The sequence below is a fragment of the Pseudomonas sp. PvP028 genome, assembly GCF_017832255.1.
Classification (GTDB): domain Bacteria; phylum Pseudomonadota; class Gammaproteobacteria; order Pseudomonadales; family Pseudomonadaceae; genus Aquipseudomonas; species Aquipseudomonas syringae.
Genome location: NZ_JAFIBL010000001.1, coordinates 4,164,697 through 4,183,190, shown reverse-complemented (window position 1 = coordinate 4,183,190; position 18,494 = coordinate 4,164,697). Strand labels below are relative to the sequence as shown.

The 18,494-nt window shown below is 53.9% G+C and carries 14 protein-coding genes; 13 read left to right on the top strand and 1 reads right to left on the bottom strand.

Going from position 1 to position 18,494, the window contains the following annotated elements:
* The first annotated feature begins 3 nt into the window (after positions 1–3).
* The 5 genes from JOE34_RS18505 (at position 4) to JOE34_RS18485 (ending at position 6,624) form a co-directional block, all read left to right on the top strand.
* A complete protein-coding gene (locus JOE34_RS18505; RefSeq protein ID WP_054998298.1) occupies positions 4–1,902 on the top strand; it encodes a hypothetical protein in 1,899 nt (632 codons plus the stop codon).
* Positions 1,899–2,864, top strand: a complete 966-nt coding sequence (locus JOE34_RS18500) for a TniB family NTP-binding protein (protein WP_235662577.1) — start codon at positions 1,899–1,901, stop codon at positions 2,862–2,864. Before JOE34_RS18505 ends, JOE34_RS18500 begins: the two co-directional genes overlap by 4 nt.
* Before the next feature lie 146 nt (positions 2,865–3,010).
* The gene (locus JOE34_RS18495) at positions 3,011–4,975 is read left to right on the top strand and encodes a TniQ family protein (RefSeq protein WP_209996392.1); all 1,965 of its coding nucleotides are present in this window, start codon (positions 3,011–3,013) and stop codon (positions 4,973–4,975) included.
* 880 nt (positions 4,976–5,855) lie between these two features.
* Entirely contained in the window at positions 5,856–6,371 is a 516-nt protein-coding gene (locus tag JOE34_RS18490; protein ID WP_209996390.1) for a hypothetical protein, read from the top strand.
* The gene (locus JOE34_RS18485) at positions 6,364–6,624 is read left to right on the top strand and encodes a hypothetical protein (protein ID WP_054998295.1); all 261 of its coding nucleotides are present in this window, start codon (positions 6,364–6,366) and stop codon (positions 6,622–6,624) included. Before JOE34_RS18490 ends, JOE34_RS18485 begins: the two co-directional genes overlap by 8 nt.
* Positions 6,625–6,801: 177 nt before the next feature.
* Here the strand turns inward: JOE34_RS18485 and JOE34_RS18480 are convergent, their stop codons facing one another.
* Positions 6,802–7,269 (bottom strand): transcriptional regulator, encoded by a 468-nt coding sequence (locus JOE34_RS18480; RefSeq protein WP_054998294.1) that lies wholly within the window; start codon positions 7,267–7,269, stop codon positions 6,802–6,804.
* Positions 7,270–8,530: 1,261 nt separating this feature from the next.
* Here JOE34_RS18480 and JOE34_RS18475 point away from each other — a divergent pair.
* The 8 genes from JOE34_RS18475 to JOE34_RS18440 all read left to right on the top strand — a co-directional run bounded on the left by JOE34_RS18475 (position 8,531) and on the right by JOE34_RS18440 (position 18,108).
* Complete coding sequence (locus JOE34_RS18475) at positions 8,531–9,265, top strand: metallophosphoesterase (RefSeq protein ID WP_122813511.1); 735 nt, start codon at positions 8,531–8,533, stop codon at positions 9,263–9,265.
* 325 nt (positions 9,266–9,590) lie between these two features.
* Positions 9,591–9,914 carry a hypothetical protein gene (locus JOE34_RS18470; RefSeq protein ID WP_054998292.1) on the top strand — a complete coding sequence of 108 codons (324 nt, stop codon included), beginning with the start codon at positions 9,591–9,593 and terminating at the stop codon, positions 9,912–9,914.
* The gene (locus JOE34_RS18465; protein WP_122813510.1) at positions 9,914–10,318 is read left to right on the top strand and encodes a hypothetical protein; all 405 of its coding nucleotides are present in this window, start codon (positions 9,914–9,916) and stop codon (positions 10,316–10,318) included. The genes JOE34_RS18470 and JOE34_RS18465 overlap by 1 nt, the downstream gene beginning before the upstream one ends.
* Before the next feature lie 378 nt (positions 10,319–10,696).
* Entirely contained in the window at positions 10,697–11,947 is a 1,251-nt protein-coding gene (locus JOE34_RS18460) for a YiiX/YebB-like N1pC/P60 family cysteine hydrolase (RefSeq protein WP_162235628.1), read from the top strand.
* A gap of 249 nt (positions 11,948–12,196) precedes the next feature.
* A complete protein-coding gene (locus tag JOE34_RS18455) occupies positions 12,197–13,387 on the top strand; it encodes a hypothetical protein (RefSeq protein ID WP_209996382.1) in 1,191 nt (396 codons plus the stop codon).
* Positions 13,388–13,441: 54 nt separating this feature from the next.
* Positions 13,442–14,661, top strand: a protein-coding gene (locus JOE34_RS18450; RefSeq protein ID WP_209996380.1) for an IS3 family transposase whose coding sequence is annotated in 2 segments (ribosomal slippage) — positions 13,442–13,787 and positions 13,787–14,661 — 1,221 coding nt in all. Because the reading frame shifts where the segments join, the coding sequence is not laid out codon by codon here.
* Between the two features lie 862 nt (positions 14,662–15,523).
* A complete protein-coding gene (locus JOE34_RS18445) occupies positions 15,524–16,492 on the top strand; it encodes a hypothetical protein (protein WP_209996378.1) in 969 nt (322 codons plus the stop codon).
* Between the two features lie 251 nt (positions 16,493–16,743).
* Positions 16,744–18,108: an SEC-C metal-binding domain-containing protein gene (locus tag JOE34_RS18440; protein WP_054998287.1), complete on the top strand. Its 1,365-nt coding sequence runs from the start codon at positions 16,744–16,746 to the stop codon at positions 18,106–18,108.
* Positions 18,109–18,494 lie beyond the last annotated feature (386 nt).

Sequence of the window (18,494 nt, the reverse complement as noted above, 5' to 3'; positions counted from 1 at the left end):
CCGATGGAATTCAACGTCGGCGAGCCCGTGTTCAGCAAAGATCGCAGTGGCCTTTTCACGGTTACTGAATACGACGTTGCATCGGACAGCTATATCGTCCAGGCCTCAGACAGGCTGACACCGCCTTTCCTCGCTCCACGGGGTAGTCTGGAGAAAATTAATTCAGAGGCTACAGATCGTATACGAGTTCAAACGCTGGCTGATGCCGAGCAGCGAGCGAAAGAGGACAGCGAACCCAAACCAGCATCCCGTTACACACCTGAGCAGATCTTGGTAGCTAAGGCGAGAGAGCGAGTCATCAAGCCGTTGCATGAAGCTGACGAGGTAACGAAAGAAGATAAGCTGCACGCAATGACGACGCTAGACGTTAAGTTAACAATTCTCAATGAGCTCTTAGCGAAATATCGGCAGTGGCCCAGTTGGGAATCGCTTATTCCTGGCAAACCAGGGCGACGCAAAGGCGATACCCGTTTTGATAAGGATATCGAAGACATCATAGCTACTGCTATCGTCGAGGATCATACTGGCCCAGGTGGGACAGTAAAGGCTGTCATAAATGGAGTTCGTGCTCGCTGTTTGCAACGTAATCAGAAAGCTCCGGCAGATGCGACCATCCGGAGACGATACGCCCAGATTTCAGCTCGCCAGGCTCTTGCTAGCAACAAAGGAGTGAAAGCTGCGCGAGATAAGTTTGATACATTCGACAGTGGAGTCTTGACCACTCACGCTCTGCAGATTGTCCATGCAGACAACAGCCCGCTAGACTGTCACGCCGTGGATCCTGAAACTGGAGAATGGCTCGGTAGACCCAACCTGACGATAATTGTGGATGATCATACTCGGTCATTCCTAGGGTTTTCGCTTTCGTATCGATACCCATCCAGAAATACTCTTGCTGATGCTATGTTGATGGCCGTAACGCCTAAGGCCGACCTGCTTGTAGAATTTGGACTTTCGGGATCGTATTTCTGGATACAGTACGGCGCCGGAGAGCTCTATCGTGTCGATGGCGGCGGGGATTTGAATGCAAAAACTGTTTTAGCAGCGCTAGCTAAACACGGTATAGAGCCTGACAATCGAATGCGCCCCCAGAGTGGAGGAGAGGTCGAGCGAGGATTCGGCAAGATAAATCCTTTATTTATGCAAAGATTAAAAGGTGCGATAGCCTCCAATCGAAAGATTGCACGTGGCGAAGATCCCCAGTCTACGGCGACGTATAGCGTTACTGACTTATTCATACTAATCATAACTCAGATTTGTATTTGGCATGAGACTCCCGGAGATGGCTTTACTCCAAACCAACTGTGGATCAAAAGTTTTGGAATCCAGGATGGGGTGATAAAAGCTCCAAGGACTGTGAAGGATCCTCTTCAGTTTAGAATAGATGCCATGCATGAGCGCTATGTAAGAGTTCGGCGTGAAGGGATATTAACTTTAGGTCTGCTTTATAAAGTTGGGCCATACAGAAATAAAGTTGGCGCGCGTGTCCGGGTCAAACTTGACCATAACAACCTAAGGCGTGCCTGGGTTGAGTTTGAAGATAAATGGCATGTAATAGAACTGAAGAATAACGAGGGTATCGACAAGAGTCATCCACTCTATGTTCCAAAAACGATGTGGGAGTGGAATATCAAGCGAAAGTCTGGCCTGCCCCGGGGCGAGGTGACCGATGCTGGACTGCACATGATTAATGATCAACGAGATCTGATGAAAAGCCTGGTTACTGATAGCGAGCGGAGAAGGCTCGAAGAATCAGCTGCTCTGCAGGAGCGTGTGGCGTCTACGTTGCTCCCTACAGGCCTCGACAACGCTACAAAAGGTGCCGGCGACAAAAAACCTGAGGATAGCGCTCAACGGCAGCGCGGCCCAGCCCCTCCGATGATGGGAGATGATGATCTATGAATCACCTCAATGAAAGGACTCAGCAACTGTTGGAATTGCCTCGCGAGGAGAGGGCGCTGGCCTGCATGCGCGAGATTTTCCTGCTGCACCCTACGGCGATGGCGGCTGAACAGAGTGTCCAACGGTTGTTGTCTTTGCCTCGTACCACCTCTAATCCCGGCATGTCCTTGGTCGCGCTTCCTGGTCTCGGAAAATCTTCATTGGGTCAACGGTGGCAAACGCAAAGCTCCATGCCGGAATCCAAGTGGGCGGGAAAAGTAATCTACATCGATCTCGTCAAGAACATTGCAAACCTCAACATCATGAAGCTCTTCCTGGCCGAGATTGGTACCAAATTCTATAAAAGAATCCTTAACCAGTCGTATCGGGACGCAGGGATAGCGCAGAGGCTGATCAGGGAAAACAACGTGCGCGGCGTGTTCATCGATGAGATCCCTCTGGTAGAACAGACGTTGTCGGAGAAGCGGATGAACCGAGAGTACGGCGCTATCAAAGGCTTTGCTGGGGCCGACTGGCAGCTAAATGTGATCCTGAGCGGGACACCTAAAGGGCTGAATAAGGTCTATGGGGAGGACGACACGTTGAAGTCCCGATTCAACCTCAGGGTGGCCACGCTCTCACCATGGGACAACGATTATGAGGGCGAGTCGTTCATTCGAGGCTATTTGTACTACATGCCCCTGATGCAGCCATCAGTCGTGAATAACACTCTCCTGGCCAATCTGAAAAAGAACGCCACGACAACGGCCTTGGTCGATGGAGCGTACATCACGTACTGCTCCCGCCGCGCTCTGAGAGATATCTTGGCGGAGGCTTGCCGTATGGCGGTGGAGAGTGGGCAGGAATACATCAATGCCGACAGCATTCTTCACGCCTGGAACAGCATGCAGGGCAAGACCGATGCTCTGAAAAAACTGGAAGTCCGAGAAGTCCCGGCGCAGGGGGTTATTCCCGCCCCCTAATATGAACCCACATCAGCGCTGTCATCCAGATGCCCCGAGCAGATTCAGCAGGACTTCTGCTCGCGACCGAATTTACCAGTCAGCGGGTTCGGTGGGCTCATACAGCCTCAACAAGAGCCAGAACAAGCTTCACGAGGACTCAATTTTTGGTCAGGCACGACACCCTTGAATTTTGGTCTGATGACTCTGGCAACCAAGAAGCGCTGAATGACTGCCTTGAGCTCTTAACCTACCAGCGTGAGCTGGGGGTTCTTGGTCGACGAGAAGTGCTGATGATCCTTGCAGAGCCTGGTTGCGGAGCCACCGCCTTTGCTAGGCAGCTCAACTTCCGACTGGGGGAACGGGGGCAACGGGTTCTACTGATGAACAAGGTCTCTGTCCTTGATCCTGGCCGCTTCAAATCCAATCTGGACGTCTCACTTCAGATTCACGAAATTAGCAAAAAGGCTGGGTCTACCTCGGCCAGCCTGCATCGCTTGCAGCGCGCTGTATTGGAAGCCCGGCATTACGACACCTTCATTGTTCACGACCTTGAGAATTACGGGAGCGATGAGGTTGATCAGCTGACCAATGCGGCGGCTATTGTCGAGCTTATTCGAGGTAGCCCCGAGGCCAGATTCGTGCTCATGGGTGTTCCCGATACGGCTGAATGGATGAAGGTTGCGTTGAGAGATGCCAACATCGAAAGCAGAACGTTGCACCTGCTGCCGATGCCCGCTGACGCGCGGTTCGGTCACTTCATCACGAGTCTGGCTTTACGTCTCCAGCCGCCGTGCCCAGTAGAACGTATAGATGAGATAGATGTTGCTGCAGTGCATGCGACGTCGAAAGGGAAGGTAGGACATTCAGTAACGACACTGATGGAGCAGATCGTTGATCTCTCAACCGGGACATCAACCAATCACCACGTAGGGCGCCAACATCAGTACGTAGCCGAGATTGCGTCTGAAACTTACCCCACGTGGGTCGAGGCCTATGAGGAAGATGAATCGGTTTCCCGCGATCATGGTAACGCAGTAGGTCATACAGGAAGCGGTAAGCAGGCACCTGTCATCGCATCGAAGCCATTTTTGACGGATCTGCGGCATTCCTTTCCGGCCATCGACAACGAGTCTTTCTCCTCCTGGGTAGCGAGACTCAGCGCGGTGGTGACGCACAGCTCTGAGTACATGCTGGTTGAAGAGCTCATTGAATTCTGCAGTAAGGGCGGCGCCGACCCTGACATGCAATTCGGCAATCTTGAGCTGCTGCGATCGCTGAGCGTGGCAGATCGACTCTACCTATCCGAGCAGTTCAGAACAGCCGTGGCTGAGATGATCCCCTACCGGCAGGCTCTAAATTACTGTCCAGGGTGCTTCACATCCGATCTCGCAGCGGGTGTGAGCCCGGCTTGGCGCCTTGAGTGGCGACAGGCGCGACGGTGTGTATGTTTGCGGCACGATGCGCCCGTGATGCTCGAGAGACTCGGTACGTCGGGCTTCACGCTCTTGGACAAGGCCTGGCGGGCTTTCGCGGAGTACATCGACAGCCCGGCCTCCAGGCTCACGACCAAATTTCCCCTTCAGCACTCATCCTCCAATCAGGCGGAGAAGGACAGCGATCGTCTTGTCGCATTGACGGCCAAAGTCCAATGTTGGTTTAAAGGGCTATCGGCTACGACTTCGCCTTCCGCAGATGCCGCAGAGTTCTTGCTCGCATGCTGGCTCCAAGACTCGAGCGAGACTGGGGCTCAAGGGTTTGCACGTTCATACTTTTTCTCCCATACATCAAAGCCCATTTCCGCGACAAAGCGTCAGCAAGGTAAATTGTCAGCTCAACTTATGCCAGACTCATCGCGGCCTCGTGATGTCGCGGTTGCCTACTGGATGCTGGGAATAGCATTCAATGTAATTGACTCAGTCGACGCGGATTTTATAAGAGATACTACTAGGCCATACTCCATTCCTTTCCCGGTTTGCCGCGATGAGGTAGGTTTGTTATGTTTGCTTGCACTTAATAAAAGGCAGAAGAAGTGTTACCTGGCCTTGGCAGAAACTAAGCTTAGCGAGCAAGAGTTTGAGAGTGTCGTTTGGGCCCTTAAAATTAAACCTCGGCGCAAGCGCAGGTATTAAAGCGTAGGCCATGGCGTGCGAACTCAACTTGAAGATCATCAACTGTAAAGTTATGAGATGTGGCGTCAGCCCAGACCGACTTCGATTAATTCTTTGACCACCTCGATCGCGAAGCCAATCGCGCTACCTCTGAAATCACTGAAGCGATCACGGTTCATCTGACACTGAGTCGCCTTGGCACTGTGCCAGGCGCCCGCTGCGAACCTGGCACAGTGAGAGGGCTGCTCTCACAGACCGACGAGCATGCCGCGATCGTGAACCTCGCAGCAGGTTTCCAGCGCACGCCCCGAGACCAAGGATGACGTCGTTTTAGCGTGATATTGAGAGTGTTGGACGTCCCCATCCTGCGCCAGGTTCGGCTTGCTCAAGTTTGACTTCGACTACAATCGACATGCCAAGCAGGCTGCAAGACGCTGATCTCCCTGGTACTCCCCAGCCATCGCTGCCCAGCACTGTGCCACGCTATCCATGTATCGGCTGCTAACGGGCAGAGCAAGCGGCAATGTTGTCAGATCAATCCAGCCGTCCCAGGTAGCGTGATATGTGCCATTTATCAATCTATTGATAAATGGCTGGTGCGAAGGCGCTAGCGCCACCTTTTGAGTCAGGGGGCGGCGGATTGTTTCCTCCTGAGTAATAGTCGGAACGGTGGTGAATCTGTCTTGAAGAAAACTCATGTTCCCTGAAATGAGGTCTAGGCCTTATGGTCTGCCATTCCGACAGAAGGTAATGCAGACAGGTCATTTAACTCATAACTACCTGAAAAACAACAATATTGCATCGTAATTTGTAGCCTTTCGATAAATGTTTTTCTCAGGGTCGAAGGCTATTATACTGGGTATGTCGTCTTTCGAATCCTCTCGCGAAGCCGGAGTCATTGATGGTCAGAACGCACACGCTTGTCGAGTACAGGCTCAAGGAGTTTGAGCTTGAGCAGGCCTTGCGCAACCTCAAAAAGCAGCAGGAAGAGCTCGATTACAAGCTGGACGTAGAGTTTTACCATAAGCTTGAAGACCTGACCGAGCGGCATGGATACAGCATGACACAGGTGTTTGATTTGTTGATGTCACGGTATGAGGGGTCAGCTGCGCAAGCGAGTGGCGCCGCCGGGGAGCTGAACGCGAGAACCAACACTGCACTTCTGGAAATGATGCAGCGTCTGGAGCCAATACGTGATTCATTGTTAGAAGACGTAGATTGCAGGCCAGATAAGTCTACAACTGGATGTTCCGCCGAATCAAAACATAACTCTGAGGTGTATTCGAAGTCAGATCGAAATCCGACTCAGGAGAGTGGGTCTTCTTCCCTTAACGGTCGCAGTACTGAGCATGATCTCAATCTGGCGACTGATGTGGAAGATAATGAATCTAAGGTCGGAGAAAAGTCTCATGACTAGTGTGGAAGAGTTTATCGAGCTTAGCAATAGAATAACAATGGAGTATGAGGCGATTGCGCCGCTTCTGCGTGATCCTGAAGTTGTTAAGGTTGCACGTTTTTTGGCGGAGCTAGATAAATTGGCCGGGGAATATGATTTCAGCTCACTTGAAATAATGGCGCTGATAGATCCTGGCCGTGCACTGCAACTTGGTGACTCTAGATTCAAACTAGCCAAGACGCAAAAGCGTGGCAAGCGTGCCGTTCGCCAGTGAGTCCAGCCTGCGAACCCCAAGCGTCGCAGCCTCGGCCATTGCAAAGCCGCGGCAATGCTGACTTCACCTGAGTCCTGTCACATCCCGCGGCCTCATTGACCGAAAGCCAAAAATGCACCTGGCTGGCGGATGCACTCTAACCCTCCAATCATCAGCACCCTCTGCGCGCTGACGACGTCAGTCAGGATCGCGCCAATACCTGCTTACTGTCATTTTGTTCACACCCAGATTTTGGGATGTCTGTGCCTGACTCAGCCCCTGAGCTTTGCATTCCTGAATCGACGCCCTCAAGGCCCGGTCGATCACGCGGCCGGCGGGGCGGGTGAGCAGCTCGGCACCGCTCAATTCAGCGCGGGCAGCAGCCAAGATGCCTTCGGCCTCTAAGGCCTTCATCTGTGCGGCAAATTTTGCTATCAGATCATCGACTGTCAGGTCTTCTTTAACCGCAGTGACCGCTCCAATGAGGGCGAGGGTACTGACGCCGAACGCCTCCGACAAATCCTGCAGCTTGTCTAACGTTGGGCTGGACTTTCCATGTTCGAGTTGACTCAGGTACTGACGATTGCTCCCTTCGGGAATTGACTCCTGGGTCAACCCTTTCTGAGATCGCAGCGCGCGAAGTATCGCGGCGAAAGGCACCTTCATCGACACAGGTATTCCTCAAAAGCGAGGATGTAGCCATGTTGTGCCGTAACACTCTACCGTATATAGTAGTCGTATCGTTACGTCGTAGGCGCGTGACTCGACCTACCTCAGGGAGGGTCAGGCAGGCGGGTGAGGGCAGCGGTTCAGGGCGACATCTCTCTACCAGATATCAATTTAGCCCTAAACCGTCGATTGCGATTTTTATCCTCTAGCTCTGGGCAGACTGCAGAGCCCAGGTCAGCAGGGGTTACGTCCGGGTCAGGGCAATTGCTGCAGAGGCGGGATCTTGAATAGGAGTTCAGAGCGTGAAGTCGGTAGCGCTAGGCTCCCGCAGTCAGTGTGCAGCAACGGAGCTGCGTCGTTTGCCGAGAGGCCTGGATTTGTGCGAGGAACCACTAATGAGCAACACAGCATCCCCAGATCCTCCGGCATTCACGATCAAGACTGTCGGGGCGACAATGATTGACCTCCCCTTCAACAGGATGCCGACGGTCATCCAAAAGGCGAAGGCTGCCCTACCTGAAGATGACGTGATGGGATTGACCCCGCGTTTACCAGCCCATACGTCGCCATTACTGAGGCGGTTTCACCGCAACGGTTACCTGGTGGTATAGGAGTACACGGGCGGGCTTCGTGGATGCCCATCAATTACTTCGGTAACAGTGGCATCAGCCCATTTTTCGAGCTGCATTGAATACTGGACGTCATGCTGGTACGGATCGAGTGAACTGCCATGTCTACAGACTATGAATCTTTGAACAGCTTGCAGACCGCCGCGGAGGTCAAGCCAACCTCAATCCCCGCAAGCGTCGAGCGTGCTATGGGTGTGCGGTTCGAATTTCCGGCCACCGCATACATGTGCTGTGCGAGGGTAGATCACGAAATCAACTGCCTAGTAGGTGTGGTTTACCAAGAACAACGCGGGCGTTTTCGAGATGGCGCAACCGTTCGGACGTCCTCGCTTCGTCGACGGTTTGAGAGCCACGGATATCATGTCTTCGAAACGAGCAATGGCAGTGCATATGTCGTTTGCGAATGGGCGCCGGATGGATTTAGCCCACGCTTTTCTGGCGTACGCCACTAGCCATCCGGCATACGGATCCACACAGGTGAAGCTGTTATGACCCCATGGATTATCAATGCACTCGAAACCAGCAGCTCATAACGGTGCCCGTGCGAAGGTCAGACAGGTGTGGAAACGCTAAAGCCGTACAACCTGTAAATCACATCGAAACACAGCAAATTCCCAAGTGACCGACTGATGAAGCTACGAATTTACTCAGACCTGCATAACGAATTTCACCGCTTCGATCCGCCGACCGTCGATCCCGACGTCGACTTGGTCATCCTCGCTGGCGACATAGACAAAAAAGCCCGCGGCGTGAGATGGGCAAATGAAACATTCCAGTGCAAGGTCGCTTATATATGCGGCAACCACGAGTACTACGACGGCCATATCGACAGGACACTGCGCAAGATGAGGGATGCCGCAGAGAGCCACGTGCATGTCCTAGAAAATGATTCACTCATCATCAATGGCATCCGCATCTTGGGCACCGCAGCGTGGACGGATTTTTCCTCAACGGGCGACCAACTGGCCGCGAGCAGGATGGCTTGGCAGTGGATGAATGACTTCAACTACATCCGCGCTGATGCGGGATATCGACGCCTGAGACCCGATGACCTCGTCACTCGCAACCATGCTGCCAAGGCCTGGCTGGCCGAGCAGCTTGCCCAGCCTTTTGCAGGCAAAACCATCGTCGTCACACACCATTCCCCATCGCCCTTGGTGGTCGGTACCAAGCATGATGGCCATCTCAATGCGGCGTACACAAATGACTGGCCCAGGATGATCGAGCAGGCGGATCTCTGGATCTTCGGGCACACGCATCAAGCGGTGGACGTCGAGCTGGGCGGGTGTCGAGTGATCTCAAACCCGCGGGGATACCCCAATGAAAACACAGGATTCAATCCTCATCTTGAGATCGATATTTGATGTCTGCGTCCACTCGGAAACGCGAATCCGGCAACCTTGGAAATCCCGTGACCTGTAATCCAGAAATACCTCTAGAAGTTGTCCAGGCAAAGGCCATTGATTGGGGCGTCACAGTAGACGCATACCTGCTTGGCGCGGCCAGGGTCGGGCAGCGGTATGCCGCCCGGGTGTTCAGTGACATGTCCGGCGTAAGCGCTGACGGAATGACAGTGGCCACCCCACCCTTGGAATTGGTCGAAACCAAGTCTGGATTCAAACTGATGCGTTGTCCGAGCAGCAGCGACCACTTTGTGATTGTGAGCGAGCAGCGCACCGGTGACCAGCGATGAGCACCAGCCTTAGGATTCCCAGTGAAGTTCTTAAAGCTGCTGAGCTGAAGTTCAGCACTCGAATTACAGGTTTCCTGTGGCAGCCATTTCCCCGGGGCTGGAGCCTGGCGGGAGAGCTATATGGCGACTTGAGCGGCCGCTTTGAAGAGGGTGGCATGATCCAGACCTCAGCCATCATGGAGTTGAGGTGGGAGCATGGTTACGCGCTTGCCTATACGTTTTCGGACAGCTGCTATGTGCTTGTGCGACCCATTGATAACTGGGACGAGAAGCTGAAGAAACTGTTCATCCATGAAGCACCCGAAGGATCGGAGGGTTGATGCGCCTGCTACCTATTGCCGAAGCTATAGCCCTGGAGGGTGAGCCCTTATCCGGTGCTTCTCCCTCTGAAATTGAGATTATCCAGAACCTGGTGAAAGAAACCGGGAAGGCCGCCTGCGCCGTAACGGCCTGGGTGATCATCGATGTCATTGACACCAACTCAGCACCGATCATCGCATCAGGGAAGCATCCAGTCGTGATGTTCAATCACAGCGTTTTATTGCACAGCACCGGTGAATATCAGCAGGGTGAGCGCATCAAAACTGGGTACGCTGTCTCGTTCGATGGTCGAGGTATCTTCGAAACCGAATCCACCGTCTTCATACTCATGGGCGATGGCTATCGGAGGTCAGCGTCTATCGAGGTGCTGGACGCGATTGCGCCTAGGTCATGGCCAGTATGACAACAGAGGGGTATTTGCGGGCTTGGCTCATGGAGCCAGTCGCCACCTGGCGGAGGGAAGATCGGTAGCGCAAGGTCATAAGGTTGTGCGGATGTCGGAGATGCCCAAGCTCGCGATTGTCACCCCCGATCAACAGCTCAAACGCATCGATCAGTCATTCATGCGCTCCATCCTTGACTACTGGTGGTGAGATTGCCTCGACGCTACTTCATTGCGACGGATGCATGCACCATCAAAACAACGGCCGGCCAAATGCTTAGGGTTAAACACCGATCCGTATCATACGTCGCATCTGTTGAAACATTTTGTAGTCAAGTTACCGACTTATGGCAGCTTGAGTAATGGCGTTTCGCCCTCATTTTGCTGATGTGCGCGGCCTTGTTCCGTATTGAAGAATGTAGTGAGCCTCTGCCGGCATGGCGGGTCACTCTGACCGATTACGTCCATGGCGCTGCCATCTCCAACCTCATGAGGCGTAAACCGATGGAACAGAAATATACGATTGAGCGTTCGCTCCTCAAACGAGGCGACATCATCCTGACTGCAGAGAACACGTTAATCAGCAAGGGCGTGCGAGTGGGTACCGCATCGCGATACTCGCATGCATCGATTTGGGTCGGAGGGACGCTGATCGAGGCGGTGCAAGCTGGTGTCTTCTCTAAGAACCCGCAGAGAATCATGCTGGATAAGCAGAGTCACTGTGTGGTGCTTCGGAGCCGAAAGCCTCTGGCAGAGGAGGAGCTCGATCAGATCTGTCGCTATGCACACACCCAGATTGGCTCTTTGTACGCTTTGGATGAGGCGACCCTCGCTCTTCCACGGCGCTTGATGAAGCTCGAGTCAACCAAAAAACAGTTTTGTTCACGGTTGGTTGCCTTAGCCTATGCACAGATCGGATACGACTTCATCAATCTGAGCTCCCCTCACTACTGCACACCGGGCAAACTCGCAAGAACGAAGGCTTTTGAGGTGGTGCCAGGGATAATTCGTGAAGCCCTGCCCGGTGAGGTCGAGTTTGCGAAAAAACACGACCCCAATAAGAAGAACGCGGATGATACCTTCGAGTGGTTGGCTAAGGTCAGAGCGCTGGTCAAATCCAATCCAGAGCTTAATGCCGCGTTCGACATCCAGACAGTAAATGATGTCGATGAACTTCTCGTTAAGCGGCCTGAGCTCGATGAAATCGTGGTCGGCTTTCTGCACGAAAATGACTACCTCACTTACTACAACCATGACGTGAAAGTGAACACATACCGGTACAACCCGGACTTGATGACGTTGATGGTACGGGGTGCCGACGACCCAGTTCGCTTCATCGAGACAGAGCTCCAGAAAGAATACAGCTTGGCTCAGCGCCATTCGCAGAACATTGATAACAGCATCCAGAACTACCTCTCGACTGGGCTGAACTACGTGATGGAGCACCTCAAGCTCTATCAAAATCTCATCAATGGTGTGTGGGTAAGGCTCAAGCACATCGCTATCGCATCCGAAGCCGTGGGAATTGCACAGGTTGCGAATCGTGCTCGGGAACTGATGTCGGAGATCGAGGGGCCGATGGAGCGGGGTATGACAGTGATCAAAAATCCTCGAGTTGGACAGCTAGCGAAAATGGCGCTTTCTAAGTAGGTGGGTTAAGCGGTGGCCCGCTGCTCTTCAATTGGTATCTGCGTTCTGGTATCTCGAAGATGTAGTGACGCGGCGGGCCAGTGAGATCAGGCAAATGCTACCGCGTCAGCCCGTGCCGGCCTGATTCACGTAACGTAGTGGGTCGGGCGCCTACGACTCAGGCATCCAATGACTTCAGACGGAGAGGCCCTGAACGGTTGAGTTGCGATCCAACATCGCTATCCTGTAGGACTAGGCGCTGGTAATCCATTGGCATTGGCCATTGCTGCTGTTCGTAACCTGATGCGAACCGCACATCTATCGAATCGACGCCTGACGCCAGGGGAGAATGAATTGGACATGGATGTGGACGCTCTAGTCCGGGAGGCTGTAAGCGCCATCTGGTCACTTGGCACACTGCCAGGAGGCGGACTCTGGAAAGCACCTGAGTTTATTCAACTGAAAAAAGCCTGCGGCGAAAGATATGAGCACGGCAAAGACACTTTTGGCCTGACATTCGCGCTGGATCATGCGCTCAAATCTCTAGGCCTTCCGTGCCTGGCCAAGAAAGGTACTCACACTGGCGCGCTTGATTCAGCCCAAGCCTATACGCAGCTACACGCGGCTTTCACACGCAAGACAACCCGCCGTCGTTACATATGCCCCCTTGATTTGGCCGAAATCATTCCAACGCTTGAGTTTGGCGATGCAAAAGTCGGGCATTTCACGGCTGCTCAGTTGGATGAGCTCTTTGATAAACCGCGGTTGGCGAGGTACTACCCCAATCTGTCGTTAGACTCAAAACGCTTCTCACAATTTCATTGGTTGATCGTGGAGCAGGACGAGGCTGTGGCCGATAGCACTGGCGGCCGTTCTATGCCCAGCTTCTCGATGATGATGACTCGTGATTTGGGCGAGATCGACCCTCACGAAAGTAGATATCCCCGGGCGGTTGAGCATGCGCTTTTTTTCCTACTTCTGGCTCCGTGGGAAGAATGGTCAACCATGACAGAGGTGGATTGGCGTGGGTTTCGAGTACCGTGGATTTACCAACTGGATGACGACTTGTTTGTGGCGCCTTCTGAGCCCCGAAGCCCGGATTCCCTGTCATGGGAGCCCAAATTTTTCCAAGACGATTTAGGACAAGTCGAAGAAGTTGAGGGGCCGGTGGAGTTGAGGCTGGCTGATGAAGCCAGTCAGCTGCTGTTGGGGCGAAACCAAGAGCATTGGTCTGAATTCCAAGCCGCGCTCAACACCAGCTTGTTCGATACGCCAGTTATTCACTTCCTGGTGCGGGCGTTCTTGGCTAACGGTATCGATGAGTTCATGGCCCACCTTACCGTCGTTGAGGCGGCGCTGGGACTTAAGAGCGACTACCGGCGCAAGGAACGGTTGAATCATGCGGGCAAGGGGCCTACGGAGCGAGTAGCACTGCGCCTATCCGCTGAACGAGCCCCATGAAAGACAGGACACCGTTCCCCCCTTAAGATAAGGGATAGGCAAACGGGTATGTTTATGACTAACAGCAACGATAAGGGTGGCGAGCTGCTCGGCCAGGAACGCCGACGCCGCTGGAGCACCGACCAGAAGCTGGCCATGGTTCGCGAGAGCCTCGAACCCGGACAAAGTGTATCCGTGGTGGCCCGACGCAACGGCATCAACGCCAACCAGCTGTTCCTGTGGCGCAAGCTGTACCAGGACGGAAGCCTGTCAGCGGTCAGTACCGGCGAAGCAGTGGTACCGGCGTCGGAACTGACCGATGCGCTCAAGCAGATCCGCGAATTACAACGGATGCTGGGCAAGAAGACGATGGAAGCCGAAGTCCTCAAAGAGGCCGTGGAGATCGCCCGGTCGCGAAAATGGATTGCGCACTCACCCTTGTTGCCGGGGGACGACCAGTGAAACTGGTCAGCGAATGTCTCGGTGTGTCGCGCTCGCAATTAACGGTTCGAATCAAGCAATCGGCATCGCCCAAAGTACGGCGACGTCGGCTCGTGAACGATACGGAGTTGGTCGCCGAGATTAAGCAGCAAGTCAGCGAGTTGCCAAGTTATGGCTACCGCCGGGTTTGGGGGTTGCTGCGCCGCGAGCGTGAAGTCCAGTTACTGGCCCCGATCAATGTGAAGCGGGTTTACCGCGTCATGCGCGATCACAATCTGTTGCTGGAACGACGCATCAAGCAGCCTGGCGTGCAGCGTCGGCATGAAGGCCGAATTGCCGTTAGTACCAGCGATACCCGCTGGTGCTCGGACGGCTTCGAGTTCCGTTGCGACGACGGTGCAAAGTTGAGCGTGACCTTCGCCCTGGACTGCTGTGATCGCGAAGCCATCGGTTGGGTCGCCAGCCCGACAGGCTACAGCGGCGATGACATTCGAGACTTGATGTTGGAAAGCGTGGAGAAGCGATTTGGGTATCAATTACCGAGCACGCCGGTGCAGTGGTTGAGCGATAACGGCTCGGCTTATATCGCCGAGCAGACGCGTCTGTTTGCTCGCCAGATCGGCTTGCAGCCGGTGACCACACCGGTACGCAGCCCGCAAAGCAACGGCATGGCAGAGAGCTTCGTGAAGACGATCAAGCGAGATTACGTGGCGCACATGCCCAAGCCGGATCGAGAAACAGCGCTGCGCAATCTGACGATTGCCTTCGAGCATTACAACGAGCAGCATCCGCACAGCGCTTTGAAATATCGGTCGCCGCGAGAATTTAGGCGTTTGGCAGCAGCATCAATTTAACGGGGAGTTGGTGTCCGGTCTGGTAGGGGCAAGTCCATCCGCGGCCTTGAATGATCCAGGTGCGGCGAAGATTTATGAACACCTCTTCGACCTCAGAAGTGCGTTCATTCATGGGCGGGGCAGGCTGGAAAAGATCTCCACTGTTCAACGTGTGCAAGCACGAAGAGTTGCGGCGAAAGCTGCCTGGGCTCTAGTGGAGCTAGGACGCGAGTCGGGTAAATCGCGAGATGAGTTGCTAGCCGACTTGCTCGACCGCGGGGTACAGCTCGCTGCCGATCAGCAGTAAGCGGATATTCGTTGCATTCGTCATGTTGCGAGGCTTCAGGTTGCGATCTTATGTTTCCCCCCCCGGCTTATTACAGGGTAGATGCTATGTACTCGGCAGAAGTCTGCAGGCGCATCTGGAATGTTGTATCGCGATCGAGCTCAAAGCCTCCCCTTGAGGTTTGGCAGGATGGCGGTCGCGTGTTTCCACATCGAGGTGCCTGGAATTGGCGGTGTGACCGCCCCCCTTACCAGCCCTATCCGGTGGTGAAGGAAGATCAAGTGTGCGTGGGGGTTTTAACTGGTGGGCGTCCAGTGGATGATGCGCTAACCCTATGCAGTCTATGGCGAGACCTCCGTGCCCATATCCACAATCGTATACCTGGATAGCAACGACTACTCGACCTTGAGCGAGTCCGCACTCGACGAACGTTTAGAGGGATTGAGGTCGAGGCTGAAAGCACTGCGGTCTTTACCAGATGTCACATTCGCTTTTTCGGCCGCGCACATTTCTGAGATGGCGCCTGTCCAGGATCAGTATGCTGAAGCAGGCGTTCGCCGGACGTCACTCTTGGTAGACCTATGCGGGCGGAACGCAATGATCTCGTTCGACAGGTTGATCAAAGCGGAACTGACCAATCTTGTGTCAAAAGGATCAGAACCCGTTCAGGCCATAGATACGAACGGTGAGTGGTTTCCCGATTTCGGCTCTCTGATAACTCCAGTCGATGCTTTGGATATCGCTGGTATCGTGAATAAAGCAGGGCAGGAATCGAACCTCAATCGTCAAGCTCGGCGCGTCCTGAAACGCCAGATGATCAACAAGAACGGTAGCCCTCGCAGCACGCTGGATCAGATGCTGCAGCAGGACGATATTGCTCAGGCGCTGGAGAAATTCCCAATGCGGGACGCAGATGCCCGGATTCTGATGCAGTATGTTGTGGGTTCTGCCACTCGGGCTCAGGCCAATACTGCATTCCTGGAAAGCCTGCGCGACCCAAGCTTCATGGCTCGATGGTTCATCAACCATCATGCAAAGCTAGGTGCGGTCGGTGCCTGGGTGCGTGATCCGGCCCAAAAACTCATCAATACGCTACAGGCCACATTAGCCGAATGGTATACGCGCCTAGCCGGTCTTGACGATGAGAACAGGCGTGATGCGTTGCGGTTCTTCAATGGAACCAAGTGGGCGCGCACGGTTGACGAAAATCTGCTTGCGACTGCCAACCGACTTCTGGGTGAGATCCTGCCCGCTGCTGGGGTCTGTAACGATGTACGTCAGGTGGAAAAGTACTGCCCGGGGCTGACGATAGGTATACGCACTTTCTACGAATCACTGCGTCGCTCAACGGGCGATAATCCCCGAAAGCTCATGAACAGCGACTTCGTAGATGCCGTTCACGCCATGTATGTGCCTTACGTTTCGATGTTCAGAGCAGACAAGTACATGGCGTCAATCATCGCGCCGCTTGCAAAGCCTTGTGGGACGGCGGTCTACTCAAAAATTTCTGAGCTTGTCGACGCGCTTGAAGCCATCTCAGTAGACGATCGCACCGAGCGGCCCTAGCACTCGCTGGGCTCATCCCGGATAGCCCGCATGCGATATCAGCAAACCGCTGAATCTTGGTCGAGATAGAGCAGGCAGGGCTAATACAGCTGCGAGACAATTAGGTATCCTGCGACATTGAACGAAGCTGCCCCTGCTGGAGCTAAAGCCCCTCGCAAGACGCCTTCGATCCCAACGAACAATGAAAGGTTGAAGCCCCAGCGCAGATCCCAGCTATCCGTTGGCGGCGATTCGAAAACAAGGAGTTCAACATGGATGTAGCCAGACGTATCACCGACCTGGATGTCATGACCCAAATTTCTGCGGAATGCAGAGGTATGTACTCCACCGCGCTTGAAGTGCTTACGCTTTATCCCGACTACGCATTGTCCACCTTTCGCAAGCTGTTGGAATTGATGGTCGGCATGGTGGGAGCAAAGCATCAGTTGAACTTCGGTAACCAGGATCTTTGCAGCCAAATCAACCACCTTCACGAATGCCAGCTCATAAGCTACGCGGCAAAAGACTATTGTCACAGAATCCGGCTGTGGGGCAATCAAGCCGTCCATGCCCCCTCACAGGTGGCGGGCGCGAAGGAGCCTCATGAGTCTTCAAAAGCCCAGGTTGGGGACGTTGAAACGGGCAAAAAAGCCCGGCAGGTATTCATCGCCGTGTTGGACGAATTTCACAGGCTGTTAGTCAGCAAGTCTTCAAGAATGCTCATCGTGCCTGCTGAGGTTCCAGACCTGGTACCGGGCCAAGTCATCGGGAAGGCGATCGCCGAGGAGAACTCCTTTGACGTGAAGATGCAAGCCGGTCTTGTGCTGGAAGCTGAGTGGATGAACGCTTGCGGCCGAGGAGGGCTGATCTCCACCCGCGTTAGTGCCGAGCATGCCAAGTCTCTTAAGGCTATGGCCATTGAGATGTATCGCTGTGCCTGTGAGGTCAGTGCTCGCTTGGACTCGATGTCTATGGTCTCCATCACCATGGAGGGTGGGTTTGAAGCCTTGTGGTTGCGACAGTCAGATACCGAGGCTCTCTTTCGTTTCGGAAGCCTGGCCTACACCGCTGAACCTGTTACTGATATGGAACGGCTTGCAGTGGCTGCGATCAAGGAGGCTGCACACCGCAGACACCCTCAAGCTTGCGTGTATTACGGAGACTATCTGCGGCAGGTTGGGGAGTTTGGTGAGGCGGAGGAGATGCTGACTTTCGGTGCAACTTCTGAGCAGTCACAGGCCTATCTGGGCTTGTTCTTTCTCTACAGCACAGCGGAATCACCTTGCTACTCTCCGGAGAAGGCTATCGACATTCTTGAAAAGGGAGTGTCCCGCGACGACCCAGATTGCAAGTTTCAGCTTGGAGTCGCTCTTCATGATGGGGAATTAGCGGCTCAAGACAAAGCTCGTGCCCGCCAGCTGCTTACCGAGGCTGCCCATCAGGGTGTGAAGCGCGCTGCCGCATACCTCAATCTCGTTGTTGACGATACCTTTCAGCGACATCTTCAGATGGTGGGGCTGTCACTTCTGGCCAGCGTCGATTCTGAGCGAGACAAGTACAAGTCATCGGTCATTGGCCGTAATGACCCTTGTCCATGTCAATCAGGTTCAAAATACAAGAAATGTCACGGTCGGTAATTGATGTCTGCCTAGCGTGATAGTTGAGTTACTCTGCAACCTGCGATGCCCTGTGGATTCTCAGCGCTCCGATGTCACTTTTCACACAGAACTTTATTTTTGAGTGTGCTTGTTCGAGGCACGTGGATCAGGTGGTAAGGCCAAAACAAACTCACGCTGAGCGGCCAAATCGCGTGCAATTGCATAGAAACCAAGTGAGCTAAAATCAACTGCCTGGTCGCTCAGAACGCTCAATACCCGCGGGAGGACGTCCAGCGGTGGATCATGCTTAGCCAGCCCATGTGAGCGGAGAGGGAGACGAGCCTGGTTGCGTCGACGCGCCCCAAACGGCTTATATTCCGTGTGCTACCACTGATCCTATCGTCAAGCATGGCGCCGTCGGAATC